Source organism: Bradyrhizobium tropiciagri, assembly GCF_018130505.1.
In the GTDB taxonomy this organism is placed as follows: domain Bacteria; phylum Pseudomonadota; class Alphaproteobacteria; order Rhizobiales; family Xanthobacteraceae; genus Bradyrhizobium; species Bradyrhizobium tropiciagri_B.
The window spans coordinates 163,173-179,844 of record NZ_JAFCKH010000001.1; the positions used below are offsets into that span (position 1 = coordinate 163,173).

Here is a 16,672-nt window from a genome sequence, read left to right on the forward strand (position 1 = left end):
CATGTCTCGCCGACATCCCATCATCTCGATCGCCGGGTCCTCCGGTGCCGGCACCACCTCGGTGCGGAAGACGTTCGAAAACATCTTCCGCCGCGAGAACGTGGTCGCGGCCTACATCGAAGGCGATGCCTTCCACCGCTACGATCGCGCCGAAATGCGCAGCAAGATGTCGGAGGAGGCCGAGCGCGGCAACAAGCACTTCAGCCATTTCAGTCCCGAGACCAATCTGTTCGAGGACCTGGAAAAGCTGTTCCGCGACTATGCCGAGACCGGCACCGGAACGACGCGGCACTATGTTCACGACGAGGAGGAAGCCCGCCTCTACGGCGCCAAGCCCGGCACCTTCACCGCCTGGGAGGCGCTGCCGGAGAACTCGGATCTGTTGTTCTACGAGGGCCTGCATGGCGCCGTCGTCACCGACACGGTGAACGTCGCGCAGCATGCGGATCTGAAGATCGGCGTGGTGCCGGTGATCAACCTCGAATGGATCCAGAAGCTGCACCGCGACCGCAGCCATCGCGGCTACTCCACCGAGGCCGTGACCGACACCATCCTGCGCCGGATGCCCGACTACGTGAACTACATCTGTCCGCAATTCACCGAGACCGACATCAACTTCCAGCGCGTGCCGACGGTCGACACGTCGAACCCGTTCATCGCGCGCTGGATCCCGACCCCGGACGAATCGATGGTCGTGATCCGGCTGAAGAACCCGCGCGGCATCGACTTCCCGTATCTGCTGTCGATGATCCCGGGCAGCTTCATGTCGCGCGCCAATTCGATCGTGATTCACGGCGCCAAGCTCGACCTTGCGATGCAGCTCATCCTCACGCCGCTGATCCTGCAACTGATCGAACGAAAGAGGCGAACGATATGACCGCACTTGCGTCCGTTGCCAGCCGCCCGCGCGCCGACGTCGGCCATGCCGAGATGGCCAACGCCATCCGCTTCCTCGCCATCGACGCGGCCGAGCAGGCGAAATCCGGCCACCCCGGCATGCCGATGGGCATGGCCGATGTCGCGACCGTGCTGTTCGGCGATTTCCTGAAGTTCGATCCTACGGACCCGGCCTGGCCTGACCGCGACCGCTTCGTGCTTTCCGCCGGCCACGGCTCGATGCTGCTGTACGCGCTGCTTTATCTGACCGGCTACGAGAGCATGACGCTCGACCAGCTCAAGGCCTTCCGGCAGTGGGGCTCGAAGACGCCCGGACATCCGGAGTACGGCCACACGCCGGGTGTCGAGACCACGACAGGTCCGCTCGGGCAGGGCATTGCCACCGCGGTCGGCATGGCGCTCGCCGAGCGATTGATGAACGCGCGGTTCGGCGACGACCTGGTCGATCACTTCACCTATGTGATCGCCGGCGACGGCTGCCTGATGGAAGGCATCAGCCACGAGGCGATCTCGTTTGCCGGCCATCTGCGGCTGAACCGCCTGATCGTGCTGTTCGACGACAATCAGATCTCGATCGATGGTGCCACCTCGCTGTCGTGTTCGGACGATCAGACCGCGCGCTTTGCGGCGAGCGGCTGGAACGTCTGCCGCATCGACGGCCACGATCCGCAGGCGATCGCGGCGGCGATCAGGCTGGCGAAGGGGAGCGATCGCCCGTCGCTGATCGCCTGCCGCACCGTGATCGGGTTCGGCGCGCCGAACCGGCAGGGCAGCGAGAAGGTGCATGGTGCGCCGCTCGGCGCCGACGAGACCGAGAAGACCCGCGCTGCGCTGGGCTGGCCCTATCCGGCGTTCGAAGTGCCGGATGCGGTGCTGACCGAATGGCGCGAGATCGGCGCGCGCGGCCGCGAGGCGCGGCGGGCCTGGATCGATCGCTCGCGACGTGCCGGCAATGGCGACCGCTCGCCGTTCCACGACGCGCTGAACCGCAAGCTGCCCTGCGCCTATGCCGAGGCGATGGCGAGGCTGATTGCGAAGTTCGCGACGGAGCGGCCGAAGCTCGCGACCAGGCAGGCCTCGCAGCAGGTCATCGACGTGATCGCCGAGGCGTTGCCCAACCTGCTCGGCGGCTCGGCCGATCTCACGCATTCCAACCTGACGATGGCGAAGAGCCAGGTTCCGGTGCGGCCGGGAACGCTCGACGGCAGCTACATCCATTATGGCATCCGCGAGCACGGCATGGCGGCGGCGATGAATGGCATCGCGCTGCATGGCGGTTTCATTCCCTATGGCGGCACGTTCCTCTCCTTCGCCGACTACAACCGGCCCGCGATCCGACTCGCGGCGCTGATGGGCATCCGCGTCATCCATGTGATGACGCACGACTCGATCGGCCTCGGCGAAGACGGGCCGACGCATCAGCCGGTCGAGCATCTGGCCTCGCTGCGCGCGATTCCGAACCTGCTGGTGTTCCGTCCCGCCGATGCGGTCGAGACGGCGGAGGCCTGGGACTGCGCGCTGCGGGCGGAGACCTCGCCGTCGATCCTCTGTCTGTCGCGGCAGGCGCTGCCGACGGTTCGCGACGGCGGCAAGAACAACCAGGTCGGGCTCGGCGCCTATGTCCTCGTCGAGCCGGCCTTCGGGCGGGACGTCACCCTGATTGCAACGGGTTCGGAGGTGACGATCGCGCTCGAAGCCGCAAAGCTGCTGGCGGAAGAAGGGGTGAAGGCGGCGGTCGTTTCCGCGCCGTGCTTCGACCTGTTCCGCCAGCAGCCGCGCGACTATCGCGCCAAGGTGCTGGGCAGCGTCCCGCGCGTCGGCGTCGAGGCGGCGGTCGAAGGCGACTGGGCGCGCTGGCTCGGCGACGACGGAGAATTCATCGGCATGACCGGCTTTGGCGCCTCCGCGCCCGCCGACGTGCTCTACCGCGAATTTGCCATCACGCCGGCAGCCGTCACCGCGGCGGCGAAGCGCGTGATCCGTCGATCGAACTGAAAGGAGGACGTCACCATGGCGCGGATTACCCTGAGGCAGTTGCTGGATCACGCCGCAGAGCGTGGCTACGGCGTGCCCGCGTTCAACATCAACAACATGGAGCAGGGCCTTGCCATCATGGAGGCGGCGGCATCCTGCGATGCGCCGGTCATCATCCAGGCCTCGCGCGGCGCACGGTCCTATGCCAACGACATCATGCTGGCCAGGATGATCGATGCGCTGGAGGAGATGCACCCGCAGATCCCGCTCTGCCTGCACCTCGACCACGGCAACGAGGAAGCGACCTGCGCCACCGCGATCCGCTACGGCTTCACCTCCGTGATGATGGACGGCTCGTTGAAGGCCGACGCCAAGACCGCGGCCGACTATGACTACAATGTCGACATCACCCGCCGGGTCGTCGACATGGCGCACTGGGTCGGCGCCTCCGTCGAAGGCGAGCTCGGCGTGCTCGGTTCGCTCGAGCATGGCGGCGGCGAGCAGGAGGATGGACACGGCGTCGAAGGCACGGTCAGCCACGACCAACTGCTCACCGATCCCGACCAGGCCGTCGATTTCGTCCGCGCCACCAAGGTCGATGCTCTGGCGATCGCGATGGGCACCTCGCACGGCGCCTACAAGTTCACGCGGCGGCCCGACGGCGAGATCCTGGCGATGCGCGTGGTCGAGGAGATCCACACCCGGCTGCCGAACACGCATCTGGTGATGCACGGCTCGTCCTCGGTGCCGCAGCCGCTGCAGGACATGTTCAACGCGTTCGGCGGCGAGATGCCGCAGACCTGGGGCGTGCCGGTCGAGGAGATCGTCCGCGGCATCCGCCACGGCGTGCGCAAGGTCAACATCGACACCGACTGTCGCCTCGCGATGGCCGCGGCGTTCCGCAAGGTCGCGGTGCAGTCGAAGAGCGAGTTCGATCCGCGCAAGTTCCTCAAGCCGGCGATGGATGCCTTGCGCGAACTCTGCCGCGACCGCTTCGAGCAGTTCGGCACCGCCGGCAATGCCGCGAAGATCAAGGTGGTGCCGTTGCCGGAAATGGCGCGGCGTTATCGGGCCGGCGCGCTCGACCCGCAGATTGGAAGCATGACCCAGGCCGCCTGAACCGGCCGCCACGAACGACAGGAGAGTTACATGAATATGCAGCAGTCGATCACCGTGCGCGGCAAGGATCGCTACAAGTCCGGTGTGATGGAATACAAGCGGATGGGCTATTGGGAGCCGAATTACGAGCCCAAGGACACCGACGTCATCGCGCTGTTCCGCGTGACGCCGCAGGACGGCGTCGATCCGACCGAGGCCTGCGCCGCGGTGGCGGGCGAGTCCTCGACCGCGACCTGGACCGTGGTGTGGACCGACCGGCTGACGGCCGCGGAGAAATACCGCGCGAAGTGCTACCGCGTCGATCCGGTGCCGAATTCGCCGGGCAGCTACTTCGCCTATATCGCCTATGACCTCGATCTGTTCGAGCCGGGCTCGATCGCGAACCTGACCGCGTCGATCATCGGCAATGTGTTCGGCTTCAAGCCGCTGAAGGCGCTGCGGCTCGAGGACATGCGGCTGCCGGTCGCCTATGTGAAGACGTTCCAGGGCCCGGCCACCGGCATCGTGGTCGAGCGCGAGCGGCTCGACAAGTTCGGCCGTCCGTTGCTCGGCGCCACCGTGAAGCCGAAGCTCGGCCTGTCCGGCCGCAACTACGGCCGTGTTGTGTATGAAGCCTTGAAAGGCGGGCTCGACTTCACCAAGGACGACGAGAACATCAACTCGCAGCCCTTCATGCACTGGCGCGAGCGCTTCCTGTACTGCATGGAGGCGGTCAACCGCGCCCAGGCTGCGACCGGCGAGATCAAGGGCACCTATCTCAACGTCACCGCCGGGACCATGGAGGACATGTACGAGCGCGCCGAGTTCGCGAATGAGATCGGCTCCAACATCATCATGATCGATCTGGTGATCGGCTACACCGCGATCCAGTCGATGGCGAAGTGGGCGCGCAAGCACAACATGATCCTGCACCTGCATCGCGCCGGCCATTCGACCTACACACGCCAGCGCAGCCACGGCGTCTCGTTCCGCGTCATCGCCAAATGGATGCGGCTCGCCGGTGTCGATCACATCCACGCCGGCACCGTGGTCGGCAAGCTCGAGGGCGATCCGAAGACGACGCGCGGCTTCTACGACATCTGCCGCGAAGACTTCAACCCGCTGCAACTCGAGCATGGCGTGTTCTTCGACCAGAACTGGGCGAGCCTCAACAAGCTGATGCCGGTGGCCTCCGGCGGCATTCATGCCGGCCAGATGCACCAGCTGCTCGACCATCTCGGCGAGGACGTCGTGCTGCAGTTCGGTGGCGGCACCATCGGCCATCCCAAGGGCATCCAGGCCGGCGCCACCGCCAACCGCGTCGCGCTGGAGGCGATGATCCTCGCCCGCAACGAGGGCCGCGACTACGTCCATGAAGGCCCGGAGATCCTGGCCAAGGCGGCGCAGACCTGCACGCCGCTGCGCGAGGCGCTCGACGTCTGGAAGGACGTCACCTTCAACTACGAATCGACCGATGCCCCCGATTTCGTCCCCACGCCGAGCATGGCAGTCTGAGAGGAGTTTTTCATGCGCGTCACCCAAGGCTGTTTCTCGTTCCTGCCCGATCTGACCGACGATCAGATCGCGGCCCAAGTGCAATACTGCCTCGACAAGGGTTTCGCGGTGAACATCGAGTTCACCGACGATCCGCATCCCCGCAACACCTATTGGGACATGTGGGGCCTGCCGATGTTCGACCTGCGCGATGCCGCAGGGATCATGAAGGAGCTCGCAGATTGCCGGCGGGTCTATGGCGACCGTTACATCCGGATCTCCGGCTTCGATTCGAGCCATGGCTGGGAGTCGGTCCGCATCTCCTTCATCGTCAACCGACCACGCGAGGAGCCCGGCTTCCGGCTCGACCGCCAGGAATCCGTCGGCCGCAACATCCGCTACGCCACGCATTCCTATGCCGCCGCGCGCCCGGAGGGCGAGCGTTACGCAGACCAGTGACCGCGTCCGGTACACAAGCCAGGGTGGATTGCTCCCTCGACCGCCCTGGTCCGGATGCACTTCTCCGTCGTCGCCCGCCGTGCGGCGACGGAGCTTTTCGATTGAGAGAGGACGATGACCCAATTGCAAGAACAGACCAAAGAACAGACCCAAGAGGCGCCGCTCGCGTCCGTCGACCTCCGGCATGAATTCGCCGACCTCGGCGTCGGCACGGTGCTCGACCAGCTCGATACCGAATTGATCGGGCTGAAGCCGGTGAAGACGCGCATCCGCGAGATCGCCTCGCTGCTGCTGGTCGAGCGCATCAGGCAGAAGATGGCGCTGGCGACGACGTTTCCGACCCTGCACATGTCGTTCACCGGCAACCCAGGCACCGGCAAGACGACGGTGGCGCTGCGGATGGCCGGCATCCTGCACAAGCTCGGCTTCGTGCGCCGCGGCCACGTCATCAGCGTCACGCGCGACGATCTGGTCGGGCAATATATCGGCCACACCGCGCCGAAGACCAAGGAGATCCTGAAGAAGGCGATGGGCGGCGTGCTGTTCATCGACGAGGCCTATTATCTCTACCGGCCCGAGAACGAGCGCGACTACGGCCAGGAGGCGATCGAGATCCTGCTGCAGGTGATGGAGCAGCAGCGCGAGGACATGGTGGTGATCCTCGCCGGCTATGGCGACCGGATGGAAAAGTTCTTCCAGAGCAATCCCGGCTTCCGCTCGCGCATCGCCCATCACGTCGACTTCCCCGATTATTCGGATGCGGAGCTGCTCTGGATTGCTGAACTGATGCTGCAGCAGCAGAATTATCGTTTCTCTCCGGAAGCACGCGAGGCTTTCGTTCGCTACATCGCCGCGCGCAAGACGCAGCCGCTGTTCTCCAACGCCCGCTCGATCCGCAACGCGCTGGACCGCATCCGGCTGCGCCAGGCCAACCGGATCGTGGCGAAGCTCGACCGCACGCTGACCGCCGACGACGTGATGGCGATCGAGGCCGGCGACGTGCTGGCCAGCCGCGTGTTCGCCAAGGGAACGGGCGCGGCGGGCGAGGGGCGATGAACCCGGCGCTCGCGGCGATCCGGACCGCCGGCATGCGGAACGTCATCGCGACCGCGCGGGCGCTGATCTTCGATGTCGACGGCACGCTCGCCGAAACCGAGGAGGTGCATCGCCGCGCCTTCAACGACGCGTTTGCCGAGGCCGGCCTCGACTGGGTCTGGGATCGGCCGACCTACGGCCGGCTGCTGCGCGTCACCGGCGGCAAGGAGCGCATCCGTGCGTTCGATGAGCGCAACGCTGCGCCGGCGCTGTCCTTTGCCGAGATCGCCGAGCTGCATCGGGCCAAGACGGCGCATTACGCCGCGCTGATCGCGGCCGGCGGTTGTCCGCTGCGGCCTGGCGTGGAAGCCTGGCTTGCCGCTGCGCGCGAGCGCGGCCAGCGTCTCGCGATCGCCACCACGACCTCGCACGGCAATATCGATGCGCTGCTCTCGATCGCGCTCGGTAGGGACTGGGCCGCACTGTTCGAGGCGATCGTCGCCGGCGACGATGTTCCGCGCAAGAAGCCGGCGCCCGATGTTTATGTCGAAGTCCTTGCCCGGCTGAAGCTCGGGCCCGCCGACTGCATCGCCATCGAGGATTCCGGCAACGGGCTGGCTTCGGCCTCGCAGGCCGGCATTCCCGTCATCATCACCCGCAGCGCCTATTTCAGCGACGACGACTGGACCGGGGCGCTGTTGGTCGTCGATGATCTCTCGGAGATCGATATCTGAGAATGCGAATGGATGACTCGCGAACGGCACCAAACATTCGGTGTCGTCCCTGCCTGGTGCGCAATTGCGCACTAGGCAGGGACGACACTGGATGTGTTGAACCGCTATTCAATCTCCCCAGAGCCGCCTCGCCCGGCTAGTCACCGGCCAATAGTCAAATAATATGACTAGTCGTGGCATTCCTTCCGTGGAATAGTAGCGCTGTACCCCGCAAGAGGGTCGCCAAGCGGTGCCATAACACCTTGAATCCGGGGCGTTGCGCCCAGTGAGGCTGCGAGCGGGCGCGCGGTGAACGACGACTGACGCGGTCCGCCAAACGAAAACAGTTCAACAAGAAAGGGAGTGACGCATGTTCAGGTTGAAGGCCACCTTGTTTGCGCTCGCGTTGGCCGGTCTTTCCGCCGCCGCATCGGACGCGCTGGCCCAGGGCAAGCCCAGCATCGGCATTGCGATGCCGACCAAATCCTCGGCGCGCTGGATCGACGACGGCAACAACATGGTCAAGGTGCTGAAGGAGCGCGGCTACGGCACCGACCTGCAATATGCCGAGGACGACATCCCGAATCAGCTTTCCCAGGTCGAGAACATGGTGGCCAAGGGCGCCAAGGTGCTGGTGATCGCGGCGATTGACGGCACCACGCTGTCGGATGTGCTGAAGCAGGCCAAGACGCAGGGCATCACCGTGATCGCCTATGACCGCCTGATCCGCGACACGCCCAATGTCGACTACTACGCGACCTTCGACAATTTCCAGGTCGGGGTGCTGCAGGCACAGTCGATCGAGAAGGCGCTCGGGCTGAAGGAGGGCAAGGGCCCCTTCAACATCGAGCTGTTCGGCGGCTCGCCCGACGACAACAACGCCTACTTCTTCTACGATGGGGCGATGTCGGTGCTGAAGCCCTACATCGACAGCGGCAAGCTCGTCGTCGCCAGCGGCCAGATGGGCATGGACAAGGTCGCGACCTTGCGCTGGGACGGCGCCACCGCGCAGGCGCGCATGGACAATCTGCTCAGCGCCTTCTACGGCAAGAAGCGCGTCGATGCGGTGCTGTCGCCCTATGACGGGCTGTCGATCGGCATCATCTCCTCGCTGAAGGGCGTCGGCTATGGCAGCAAGGACCAGCCGATGCCGTTCGTTAGCGGCCAGGATGCCGAGGTACCCTCGATCAAGGCGATGCTGCGCGGCGAACAGTATTCGACCATCTTCAAGGATACCCGCGACCTTGCCAAGGTGACGGCCGATATGGTCGATGCCGTGCTCAACAAGAAGGACGTCGCCGTCAACGACACCAAGACCTACAACAATGGCGTCAAGGTGGTTCCATCCTATCTGCTCAAGCCGGTTGTGGTGGACAAGACCAATTGGGAGAAAGTCCTGATTGACAGCGGCTACTACAAGCGCGCGCAATTCGACTAGCGCGCACCGAGGCAGGCGGGCGCTGCGGGACGTGATCCGATGACGGCAATGCTTGAGATGTGCGGCGTCAGCAAGAGCTTTGCGGGCGTGCAGGCGCTGCGCGACGTCAACTTCTCCGTGGAGGCCGGCCAGATCCACGCGCTGGTCGGCGAGAACGGCGCCGGCAAGTCGACGCTGATGAAGGTGCTGAGCGGGGTCTATCCCGCCGGCAGCTATGAGGGCGCCATCATCTTCGATGGCGAGGAGCGCCGCTTCCGCGACATCAACGATAGCGAGGCGCTCGGGATCATCATCATCCACCAGGAGCTGGCGCTGATCCCGCTGATGTCGATCGCCGAGAACATCTTCCTGTCGCACCCGCCGTCGCGGTTCGGCGTGATCGACCGCAACATCGTGCACCGGCGCACGGCCGAACTGCTGGCGCAGGTCGGCTTGCGGGAGCAGCCCGATACGCTGGTCACCGATCTCGGCGTCGGCAAGCAGCAGCTCGTCGAGATCGCCAAGGCGCTGTCGAAGCGGGTGCGGCTGCTGATCCTCGACGAGCCGACCGCGAGCCTCAACGAGGCCGACAGCGCCGCGCTGCTCGAGCGCCTGTTGGCGTTTCGCGACCAGGGCATCGCCTCGATCCTGATCTCGCACAAGCTGAACGAGGTCGCGCGCGTCGCCGACCGCATCACGGTGCTGCGCGACGGCCGTACCGTCGACAGCCTCGATTGCCGCAACGAGCGGATCGAGGAGGACCGCATCATCCGGAGCATGGTCAACCGCGATCTGGCGCACCGCTTTCCGGAACGCAAGGTCGAGATCGGCGAGCCGGTGCTGACGGTGAAAGACTGGTCGGTGCATCATCCGCTGCATACGGCGCGGCAGGTGATCAAGAATGTCGACTTCACGGTGCGCCGCGGCGAGGTGGTCGGCATTGCCGGCCTGATGGGCGCCGGCCGCACCGAGTTCGCGATGAGCCTGTTCGGCCAGTCCTGGGGCTACAACATCTCCGGCAAGGTCCGCCTCGACGGCCGCGAGCCTGATCTCTCGAGCGTCGCGGCCGCGATCGATGCCGGCCTGGCCTATGTCACCGAGGACCGCAAGCAGCTCGGGCTGATTCTGGCCGACGACGTCCGCAAGAACGTGACGCTGTCGAGCCTGCGCCGGGTCTCCGCGCGCGGCGTGATCGACGACCTCGTCGAGTTGAAGGCCGCGAGCGACTACCGCAACCGGATGCGGATCCGCTGCTCCGACGTCTACCAGGAAACCGGCCAGCTCTCGGGCGGCAACCAGCAGAAGGTGGTGCTGTCGAAATGGCTGATGACCGACCCGAAGGTGCTGCTGCTGGACGAGCCGACCCGCGGCATCGACGTCGGGGCGAAGTACGAGATTTACTGTATCATCAACGAGCTCGCGGAGGCCGGCAAGGGCGTCGTGGTGATCTCGTCGGAAATGCCCGAGCTGCTCGGCATCTGCGACCGGATCTGCGTCATGAATGACGGCGCCTTCGTCGGCGAGTTCGCGAAGGACGACGCGACGCAGGAGAACATCATGCGGGCCATCATGCGCAATGTCAGGATGCCTGGATCCGGTGCCGGCGCGGTGCCGATGCAGGGAGCGGTGCGATGACCGACAAGACGGTATCACTGCCGGAGACTCCCAAGCACACCGGCTTCATCAAGAACAATCTGCGCAATTACGGCATGCTGCTGTCGCTGGCCGCCATCATGCTGTTCTTCGAGATCATGACCGACGGCACGCTGCTGCAGCCGCTCAACCTCACCAATCTCGTGCTGCAGAACAGCTACATCGTGATCATGGCGCTCGGCATGCTGCTGGTGATCGTCACCGGGCATATCGACCTGTCGGTCGGCTCGGTCGCGGGCTTCGTCGGCGCGGTCGCGGCGGTGCTGATGGTGCAATACCACGTCAGTTATCCCTTTGCGTTCGTCGGCTGCCTGATCGTTGGTGCCGCGATCGGCGCGGCGCAGGGCTATTGGGTGGCCTATTTCGGCATTCCGTCCTTCATCGTGACGCTGGCCGGCATGCTGGTGTTCAAGGGCCTTGCGCTCGCGGTGCTGCAGGGCAAGTCGGTCGGGCCGTTCCCGCCGACCTTCCAGAAACTGTCGTCGGGCTACATTCCCGAGCTGTTCCCAAGCGCCGGCACGCTCTATCCGACCTCGCTGCTGATCGGCATCGCGCTGGCGTTCTTTCTTGTGCTGGCGAGCGCCAAGAGCCGGGCCCGTGAAGCGTCGCACGGCATCGAGGTCGAGCCCTACGCCTTCTTCGTCGCCAAGAGCGTCGCGCTGGCCGGCGCGGTGCTCTACTTCACCTATCTGATCGCCTCGCATCGCGGCTTGCCCAATGTGCTCGTGATCATGACGGCGCTGATCGCGCTCTACGGCTTCGTCACCCGGCGCACCGTGATCGGGCGGCAGATCTATGCGGTCGGCGGCAATGCCAAGGCGGCGAAATTGTCGGGCGTCAAGGCCGAGCGGCTGACCTTCTTCACCTTCGTCAATATGGGCGTGCTGGCGGCGCTGGCCGGGCTGGTGTTCGCGGCGCGGCTCAACACCGCGACGCCGAAGGCCGGGCTCGGCTTCGAGCTCGATGTGATCGCCGCCTGCTTCATCGGCGGCGCCTCGGCCTATGGCGGCGTCGGCCGGGTCGGCGGCGCGGTGGTCGGCGCCATGATCATGGGCGTGATGAACAACGGCATGTCGATCCTCGGCATCGGCATCGATTACCAGCAGGTGATCAAGGGCCTCGTGCTGCTCGGCGCCGTCTGCATCGATGTCTACAACCAGCGCCGCTGACGGCCGCGCGGTCACATTTCTGCGGTAAGAATTCGAATCAACGCAGGAGAGCGCGCGTGAAACTGTCCCATGCCGATGCGGCCAACATCGGGAACATCATCGCTGAAGCGGCCGTGACCGAGATCATGCCGCGGTTCCGCCGGGTGCGGGAGATCGAGGTCCGCACCAAGACCTCCGCCTTCGACGTGGTCACCGAAGCGGACGAGGCCGCCGAGCACGCTATCTCGGCGGCGCTGCTGCGCGCGTTCCCGCATGCCGCCGTGATCGGCGAGGAGGGCACGGCGCGCGATCCGGCGGCGCTCGATCAGATCGGAACCGCGGAGCTCGCCTTCATCATCGATCCGATCGACGGCACGCGGAATTTCACCTCCGGCCTGCCGTTGTTCGGCACCATGGTCGCCGCCACGATGCGCGGCGAGATCGTGTTCGGCGCGATCCACGATCCCGTCTGCAACGACACGGCGTTTGCGCTGCGCGGCGAGGGCGCCTGGCTGGCGACGCCGGACGGCAAGCGCCATGACCTGAAGGTCGCGCCGCCGGTGCCGGTCAAGCAGATGGATGCGATCATCGGCATCAACTTCCTGCCCGAACATCTGCGCACGATGGTGGCCGGCAACATTTCGAGGCTCGGCATGAGCGCGTGGCTGCGCTGCGCCGCGCATGAATACCGCATGGCGGCATCGGGCCACTGCCACCTCCTGTTCTACAACAAGCTGATGCCGTGGGACCACGCCGCCGGCTGGCTGTTGCACCGTGAGGCCGGCGGCTACAGCGCGCATTTCGACGGCTCGCCGTACCGGCCGGTCAATCTGACCGGCGGCCTGCTGTGCGCGCCGGACGAGGAGAGCTGGCACGCGGTGAAGCAGGCGATCCTGACGCCGGGTGGTTAGAGCAGGGCTGCCGCTACGACAGCGAATTTGTTGCGCGATCGCCCACCAAACAACGCGGTGTCGTCACCCGGCTTGACCGGGTGATCCAGTATTCCAGAGGCAGTCATTGTTGAGCCGATAAGCCGCGCCGTACTGGATCGCCCGGTCGAGCCGGGCGATGACAGTGGTGGGTGGGGATGTAGTCGCTGGGACAACAGCGAGCGTGCGGCACATCGCCCACCGAACAACGCGGTGTCGTCACCCGGCTTGACCGGGTGATCCAGTATTCCAGAGGCAGTCATTGTTGAGCCGATAAACCGCGGCGTACTGGATCGCCCGGTCGAGCCGGGCGATGACAGTGGTGGGTGGGGATGTAGTTCGCAGGGACAACAGCGAGTGTGTGGCACATCGCCCACCAAACAACGCGGTGTCATCACCCGGCTTGACCGGGTGATTCAGTATTCCAGAGGCAGTCATTGTTGAGCCGAGAAGCCGCGGCGTACTGGATCGCCCGGTCGAGCCGGGCGATGACAGTGGTGGGTGGGGATGTGCTCGTAGGGACGACAGCGAGTGTGTGGCACATCGCGCGCCACACAACGCGGTGTCATCGCACGGCTTGACCGGGTGATCCAGTATTCCAGAGGCAGTCATTGTTGATCCGATGAGCCGCGGCGTACTGGATCGTCCGGTCAAGCCGGGCGATGACGGCGGTGAAACCTGATGCGCCGGACGAGCAGCGCGATCAGGGCTGCGATCGCGATCGGCCCGAGCGGCACGTCATGGCTGCTCGCGGGCACCATGGCGAACGGCGTCAGATAGAGTGCGGCGAGCGCGATGCGTTCGTAGGGCAGCCAGCCCTGCGCGATCGCCTGCGAGATCAGCCAGGCGCCCGGGATCGCCAGGATCACCATCTCGTAATTGCCGAAGAACGGCACGCACAGGCCGGTCGCCGCCACCATCAGCGCGATCTCGGCCGCGCCGCCGGGGCGCGTCCGCAAGGTTGCGGCGAGGAGGACGACTGCGCCCGCGGCCGCGATGAGCTGCGCGATCCAGGCGAGGTCGCCGGATCCGCCGAGCAGCCGGACGGCGGCATAGGGACTTGCGAATTTGTCGAAGCCGGGCGCGCCGCCGATGTTCCAGGCGCTGGCCTCGGGCAACACGCGGATGAAGCCGATCCAGGGATCGATCCCGAACAGCGCGGTTGCGGCCAGCATCAGCAGCAGCGTCGTTGTGACCGCGGCGGCGAGCGCGCGCCAGCGTCGCGTCACGAGCAGCACCAGCGGCACAAGCAGTGCGACCTGCGGCTTGTAGGTGAGGCAGCCGAGCAGCGCGCCGGCGGCGATCGGGGCGCGATCCAGCATCACGGCCGCTCCGCCGAGCAAGGCTGCCGAGAACAGCGAGTTCTGGCCGAACAGCGCGCACACCCAGGCGGCGGGGAAGGCGAGCGCGGCGACGATCGATCCGCCCTTGAGCACGGCCCTGACCGCGGCGACATAGGCGGCGCCGGTCGCGGCGATCCAGAGCGCCGCCGCCGTCGCAAATGGCAAGAGCGCGAAGGGAAGACAGAACAACAGCGCGGTCGGCGGATAGAAGAACGGCGCAAAGGTCTTCTGACCGAGCAGGGCGGCAACCGCGGCGCGGCCGGCGTCCCCATAAGCATCGGCGGCGCGTCCTTCGAGCGCGAGGCGCGCGGCGGTCCAGAACGCAGCGAAGTCGTGGCCGACCGCCATCGTCGGGATGGTCCACGGGATGCTTGCGATGCAGCCGATCATCAGGACGAGGAAGACGCGGGTGAAGGCGATGACCCGGTCATGCGTGAGCCAATTGGCCTCGCGCAGCACCGCCATTGCGGTGGTCGCCGGCGCGCTGGCGGCGCCATGCACGGCCATCGGCGGGCGCGCGGCATCGCCGGCGAGGCCCGGCGCGCGCTTCGCGCGATCCAGCTCCGGCATTGTCGGCCGCTTGATGTCAATCGTGTCGTGCACGGCGGAACATTGCGGGCAGATCGTCTAAGGCCGGGTAAATCCGATCGGTGCAATTGCGCGACAAGGGCGGATCCGGGCTGCGGCCGCCTCGACGCGAGCGGAACTCACGGGGCATCCATGCACGGGCTGTCACGCAACTTATGGTAAAGAAATTCGAACCGGCGGCCCGGCACGGCCGACGGGAGTGAATGGATCATCCGACATGGCAAGTTTGCACGAATTCGGCCGCGATATCTGGATCGCGGAAGGGCCGAATGTCGCTGCCGCGGGATTTCATTATCCGACCCGGATGGCCGTCATCAGGCTGGCGGATGGCACGCTCTTCATCTGGTCACCGGTCCGGCTCACCGGCGAACTGCGGACGGCGGTCGATGGGCTCGGCCGGGTGCGGCACCTGGTGGCGCCCAATTCACTGCATCACCTGTTCCTGCAGGAGTGGAAGCGCGCCTATCCCGAGGCCGCGCTGTACGCGCCGCCGGGTTTGCGCAAGCGGCGCGCCGACATCGCCTTCGACGCCGATCTCGGCGATAAGCCGAGCCCCGACTGGGCTGGACAGATCGATCAGGTTTTGATGCGCGGCAATGTGATCACCACGGAGGCGGTGTTCTTTCACATCGCGAGTGGGACGGTGCTGTTCACCGACCTGCTGCAACAGATCCCATCCGAAATGATCTCGGGCTGGCGAGCGATGATCGCGAGACTTGATCTCATGGTCGGACCCGAACCTTCGGTGCCGCGCAAATTCCGTCTCGCCTTCACCGATCGCCGCGCCGCGCGCGAGGCCATGCAGCGTGTCCTCGCGTGGCCTGCGCAGAAGGTGCTGATGGCGCACGGGACGCCTGTCGGTGCCGCCGCGCCGGCCTTCCTGCGCCGCGCCTTCGGCTGGTTGATGAAGTGATACGGAGCTGAACCCAATCGCACCGCTCTACGTCGCGGACCGGAAATGCCGCGGCGAATGCCGTGTGTCGCGCCGGATCAGGCGGCGCAGCGTCGAGGGTTCGGCGTAGCCGACGTCGCGCGCGATCTGCTCGACCGAGAGGCGCGTGGTCTCGAGCAGCGTGCGCGCCGTCTCGATCCTGATCCGCTGCACGAACTGGATCGGCGAGACGCCGCAGGTGGATTCCAGCCGCCTGGCGAATGTTCGCGGCGTCAGTGCGACGGCGCCGGCGACATCCTTGATCGTGAAGTCGCGCGCGATATTGCTGCGCACCCATTTCTCGGCCCGAGCGACCTTGGGGTCCTGGCTGGCGAGATAGTTGATCGCCATGAACGGCGCCTGGGAATGCCGCTCGTCCAGCAACAAATAGTTGGCGCAGCCCTTGGCCAAGCCGGGGCTGCCGAAGCGGGTCACCACCGCGAGCATCAAATCCATTTGTGCCATCGCGGCGCCGGCGGTTGCGATCGGCCAGTCGGCGATCACCATGCGTTCGGTCTGCAACTCGACCTTCGGATAGCGTTGCCGGAACAGCGGCGCGAACCACCAAGTCGTGGTCGCGCGCCGGCCGTCGAGCAATCCGGTTTCCGCCAATAGGAAGCTGCTGGCGCAGGACGCGGCGAGCATGGCGCCGTCAGCGAACGCTGCAGCGAGCATGTCACGCGCACGCAGACACGCAGGCGTTGCGAGTTTCCGCGCCAGTTCGTCGGCGGATGCCGATCCGAGGCCGGGAACGATCACGAGATCGGCGCCGCGCAGGCTGCCGCCGCGTCGCCGCCGGCCGTATCGCAACGTCGTCACCTCGAAGCGAGCTCGCTTGGAGGCACTGATCCGGTTGGCGATGGCCAACACGTCGTGGGTGATGGCGGCGCCTGACGCGAGGCAGCCCTCGATCTCGACCACCGCAACCTTGGTCATGTCAGGAAATCCACGGTTAATGTCATTTTTGACACTAGCCGGGTGGACGGAGAATCG

Annotated in this window: 14 protein-coding genes; 12 read left to right on the plus strand and 2 right to left on the minus strand. The window is 65.7% G+C overall.

The annotated features are described in order from the left end of the window. Position 1: 1 nt before the first annotated feature. The 11 genes from JQ633_RS00665 (at position 2) to JQ633_RS00715 (ending at position 12,799) form a co-directional block, all read left to right on the plus strand. Positions 2 to 877, plus strand: a complete 876-nt coding sequence (locus JQ633_RS00665) for a phosphoribulokinase (protein WP_211981304.1) — start codon at positions 2 to 4, stop codon at positions 875 to 877. Next, on the plus strand, positions 874 to 2,892 hold the full coding sequence (tkt, locus tag JQ633_RS00670) for a transketolase (protein WP_211981306.1): 2,019 nt from the start codon (positions 874 to 876) through the stop codon (positions 2,890 to 2,892). The genes JQ633_RS00665 and tkt overlap by 4 nt, the downstream gene beginning before the upstream one ends. Positions 2,893 to 2,907: 15 nt before the next feature. Further along, entirely contained in the window at positions 2,908 to 3,990 is a 1,083-nt protein-coding gene (fba, locus tag JQ633_RS00675) for a class II fructose-bisphosphate aldolase (RefSeq protein WP_211981308.1), read from the plus strand. Between the two features lie 36 nt (positions 3,991 to 4,026). Beyond that, complete coding sequence (locus JQ633_RS00680) at positions 4,027 to 5,484, plus strand: form I ribulose bisphosphate carboxylase large subunit (RefSeq protein WP_433995623.1); 1,458 nt, start codon at positions 4,027 to 4,029, stop codon at positions 5,482 to 5,484. Positions 5,485 to 5,496: 12 nt separating this feature from the next. Continuing rightward, positions 5,497 to 5,922 carry a ribulose bisphosphate carboxylase small subunit gene (locus tag JQ633_RS00685; protein WP_211981312.1) on the plus strand — a complete coding sequence of 142 codons (426 nt, stop codon included), beginning with the start codon at positions 5,497 to 5,499 and terminating at the stop codon, positions 5,920 to 5,922. 114 nt (positions 5,923 to 6,036) lie between these two features. Beyond that, a complete protein-coding gene (gene cbbX / locus JQ633_RS00690; RefSeq protein WP_211981314.1) occupies positions 6,037 to 6,978 on the plus strand; it encodes a CbbX protein in 942 nt (313 codons plus the stop codon). Then, positions 6,975 to 7,691 carry an HAD family hydrolase gene (locus JQ633_RS00695; RefSeq protein WP_211981315.1) on the plus strand — a complete coding sequence of 239 codons (717 nt, stop codon included), beginning with the start codon at positions 6,975 to 6,977 and terminating at the stop codon, positions 7,689 to 7,691. The genes cbbX and JQ633_RS00695 overlap by 4 nt, the downstream gene beginning before the upstream one ends. A gap of 349 nt (positions 7,692 to 8,040) precedes the next feature. Then, positions 8,041 to 9,108 (plus strand): multiple monosaccharide ABC transporter substrate-binding protein, encoded by a 1,068-nt coding sequence (gene chvE, locus JQ633_RS00700; protein WP_283812728.1) that lies wholly within the window; start codon positions 8,041 to 8,043, stop codon positions 9,106 to 9,108. Between the two features lie 39 nt (positions 9,109 to 9,147). Next, complete coding sequence (gene mmsA, locus JQ633_RS00705; protein WP_211981317.1) at positions 9,148 to 10,722, plus strand: multiple monosaccharide ABC transporter ATP-binding protein; 1,575 nt, start codon at positions 9,148 to 9,150, stop codon at positions 10,720 to 10,722. Then, entirely contained in the window at positions 10,719 to 11,909 is a 1,191-nt protein-coding gene (mmsB, locus tag JQ633_RS00710; RefSeq protein ID WP_211981320.1) for a multiple monosaccharide ABC transporter permease, read from the plus strand. Before mmsA ends, mmsB begins: the two co-directional genes overlap by 4 nt. Before the next feature lie 56 nt (positions 11,910 to 11,965). Then, positions 11,966 to 12,799: an inositol monophosphatase family protein gene (locus JQ633_RS00715; protein ID WP_211981328.1), complete on the plus strand. Its 834-nt coding sequence runs from the start codon at positions 11,966 to 11,968 to the stop codon at positions 12,797 to 12,799. Between the two features lie 668 nt (positions 12,800 to 13,467). On the opposite strand, the gene JQ633_RS00720 is transcribed toward JQ633_RS00715, so the two are convergent. Beyond that, the gene (locus JQ633_RS00720; RefSeq protein ID WP_211981330.1) at positions 13,468 to 14,763 is read right to left on the minus strand and encodes a glycosyltransferase family 87 protein; all 1,296 of its coding nucleotides are present in this window, start codon (positions 14,761 to 14,763) and stop codon (positions 13,468 to 13,470) included. Positions 14,764 to 14,965: 202 nt separating this feature from the next. On the opposite strand from JQ633_RS00720, the gene JQ633_RS00725 reads away from it, so the two are divergent. Then, entirely contained in the window at positions 14,966 to 15,661 is a 696-nt protein-coding gene (locus JQ633_RS00725) for a DUF4336 domain-containing protein (RefSeq protein ID WP_211981332.1), read from the plus strand. Positions 15,662 to 15,688: 27 nt separating this feature from the next. On the opposite strand, the gene JQ633_RS00730 is transcribed toward JQ633_RS00725, so the two are convergent. Further along, a complete protein-coding gene (locus tag JQ633_RS00730; protein WP_211981334.1) occupies positions 15,689 to 16,615 on the minus strand; it encodes a GlxA family transcriptional regulator in 927 nt (308 codons plus the stop codon). Positions 16,616 to 16,672: the final 57 nt, after the last annotated feature.

Excerpts from the sequence above, each read along its gene's own strand:
- JQ633_RS00685 (WP_211981312.1), top strand. The coding sequence starts at position 5,497 with ATGCGCGTCACCCAAGGCTGTTTCTCGTTCCTGCCCGATCTGACCGAC.
- JQ633_RS00725 (WP_211981332.1), top strand. The coding sequence starts at position 14,966 with ATGGCAAGTTTGCACGAATTCGGCCGCGATATCTGGATCGCGGAAGGG.
- cbbX (WP_211981314.1), top strand. The coding sequence starts at position 6,037 with ATGACCCAATTGCAAGAACAGACCAAAGAACAGACCCAAGAGGCGCCG.
- JQ633_RS00695 (WP_211981315.1), top strand. The coding sequence starts at position 6,975 with ATGAACCCGGCGCTCGCGGCGATCCGGACCGCCGGCATGCGGAACGTC.
- JQ633_RS00730 (WP_211981334.1), bottom strand. The coding sequence starts at position 16,615 with ATGACCAAGGTTGCGGTGGTCGAGATCGAGGGCTGCCTCGCGTCAGGC.
- mmsB (WP_211981320.1), top strand. The coding sequence starts at position 10,719 with ATGACCGACAAGACGGTATCACTGCCGGAGACTCCCAAGCACACCGGC.
- JQ633_RS00680 (WP_433995623.1), top strand. The coding sequence starts at position 4,027 with ATGCAGCAGTCGATCACCGTGCGCGGCAAGGATCGCTACAAGTCCGGT.
- JQ633_RS00665 (WP_211981304.1), top strand. The coding sequence starts at position 2 with ATGTCTCGCCGACATCCCATCATCTCGATCGCCGGGTCCTCCGGTGCC.
- mmsA (WP_211981317.1), top strand. The coding sequence starts at position 9,148 with ATGACGGCAATGCTTGAGATGTGCGGCGTCAGCAAGAGCTTTGCGGGC.
- chvE (WP_283812728.1), top strand. The coding sequence starts at position 8,041 with ATGTTCAGGTTGAAGGCCACCTTGTTTGCGCTCGCGTTGGCCGGTCTT.
- tkt (WP_211981306.1), top strand. The coding sequence starts at position 874 with ATGACCGCACTTGCGTCCGTTGCCAGCCGCCCGCGCGCCGACGTCGGC.
- fba (WP_211981308.1), top strand. The coding sequence starts at position 2,908 with ATGGCGCGGATTACCCTGAGGCAGTTGCTGGATCACGCCGCAGAGCGT.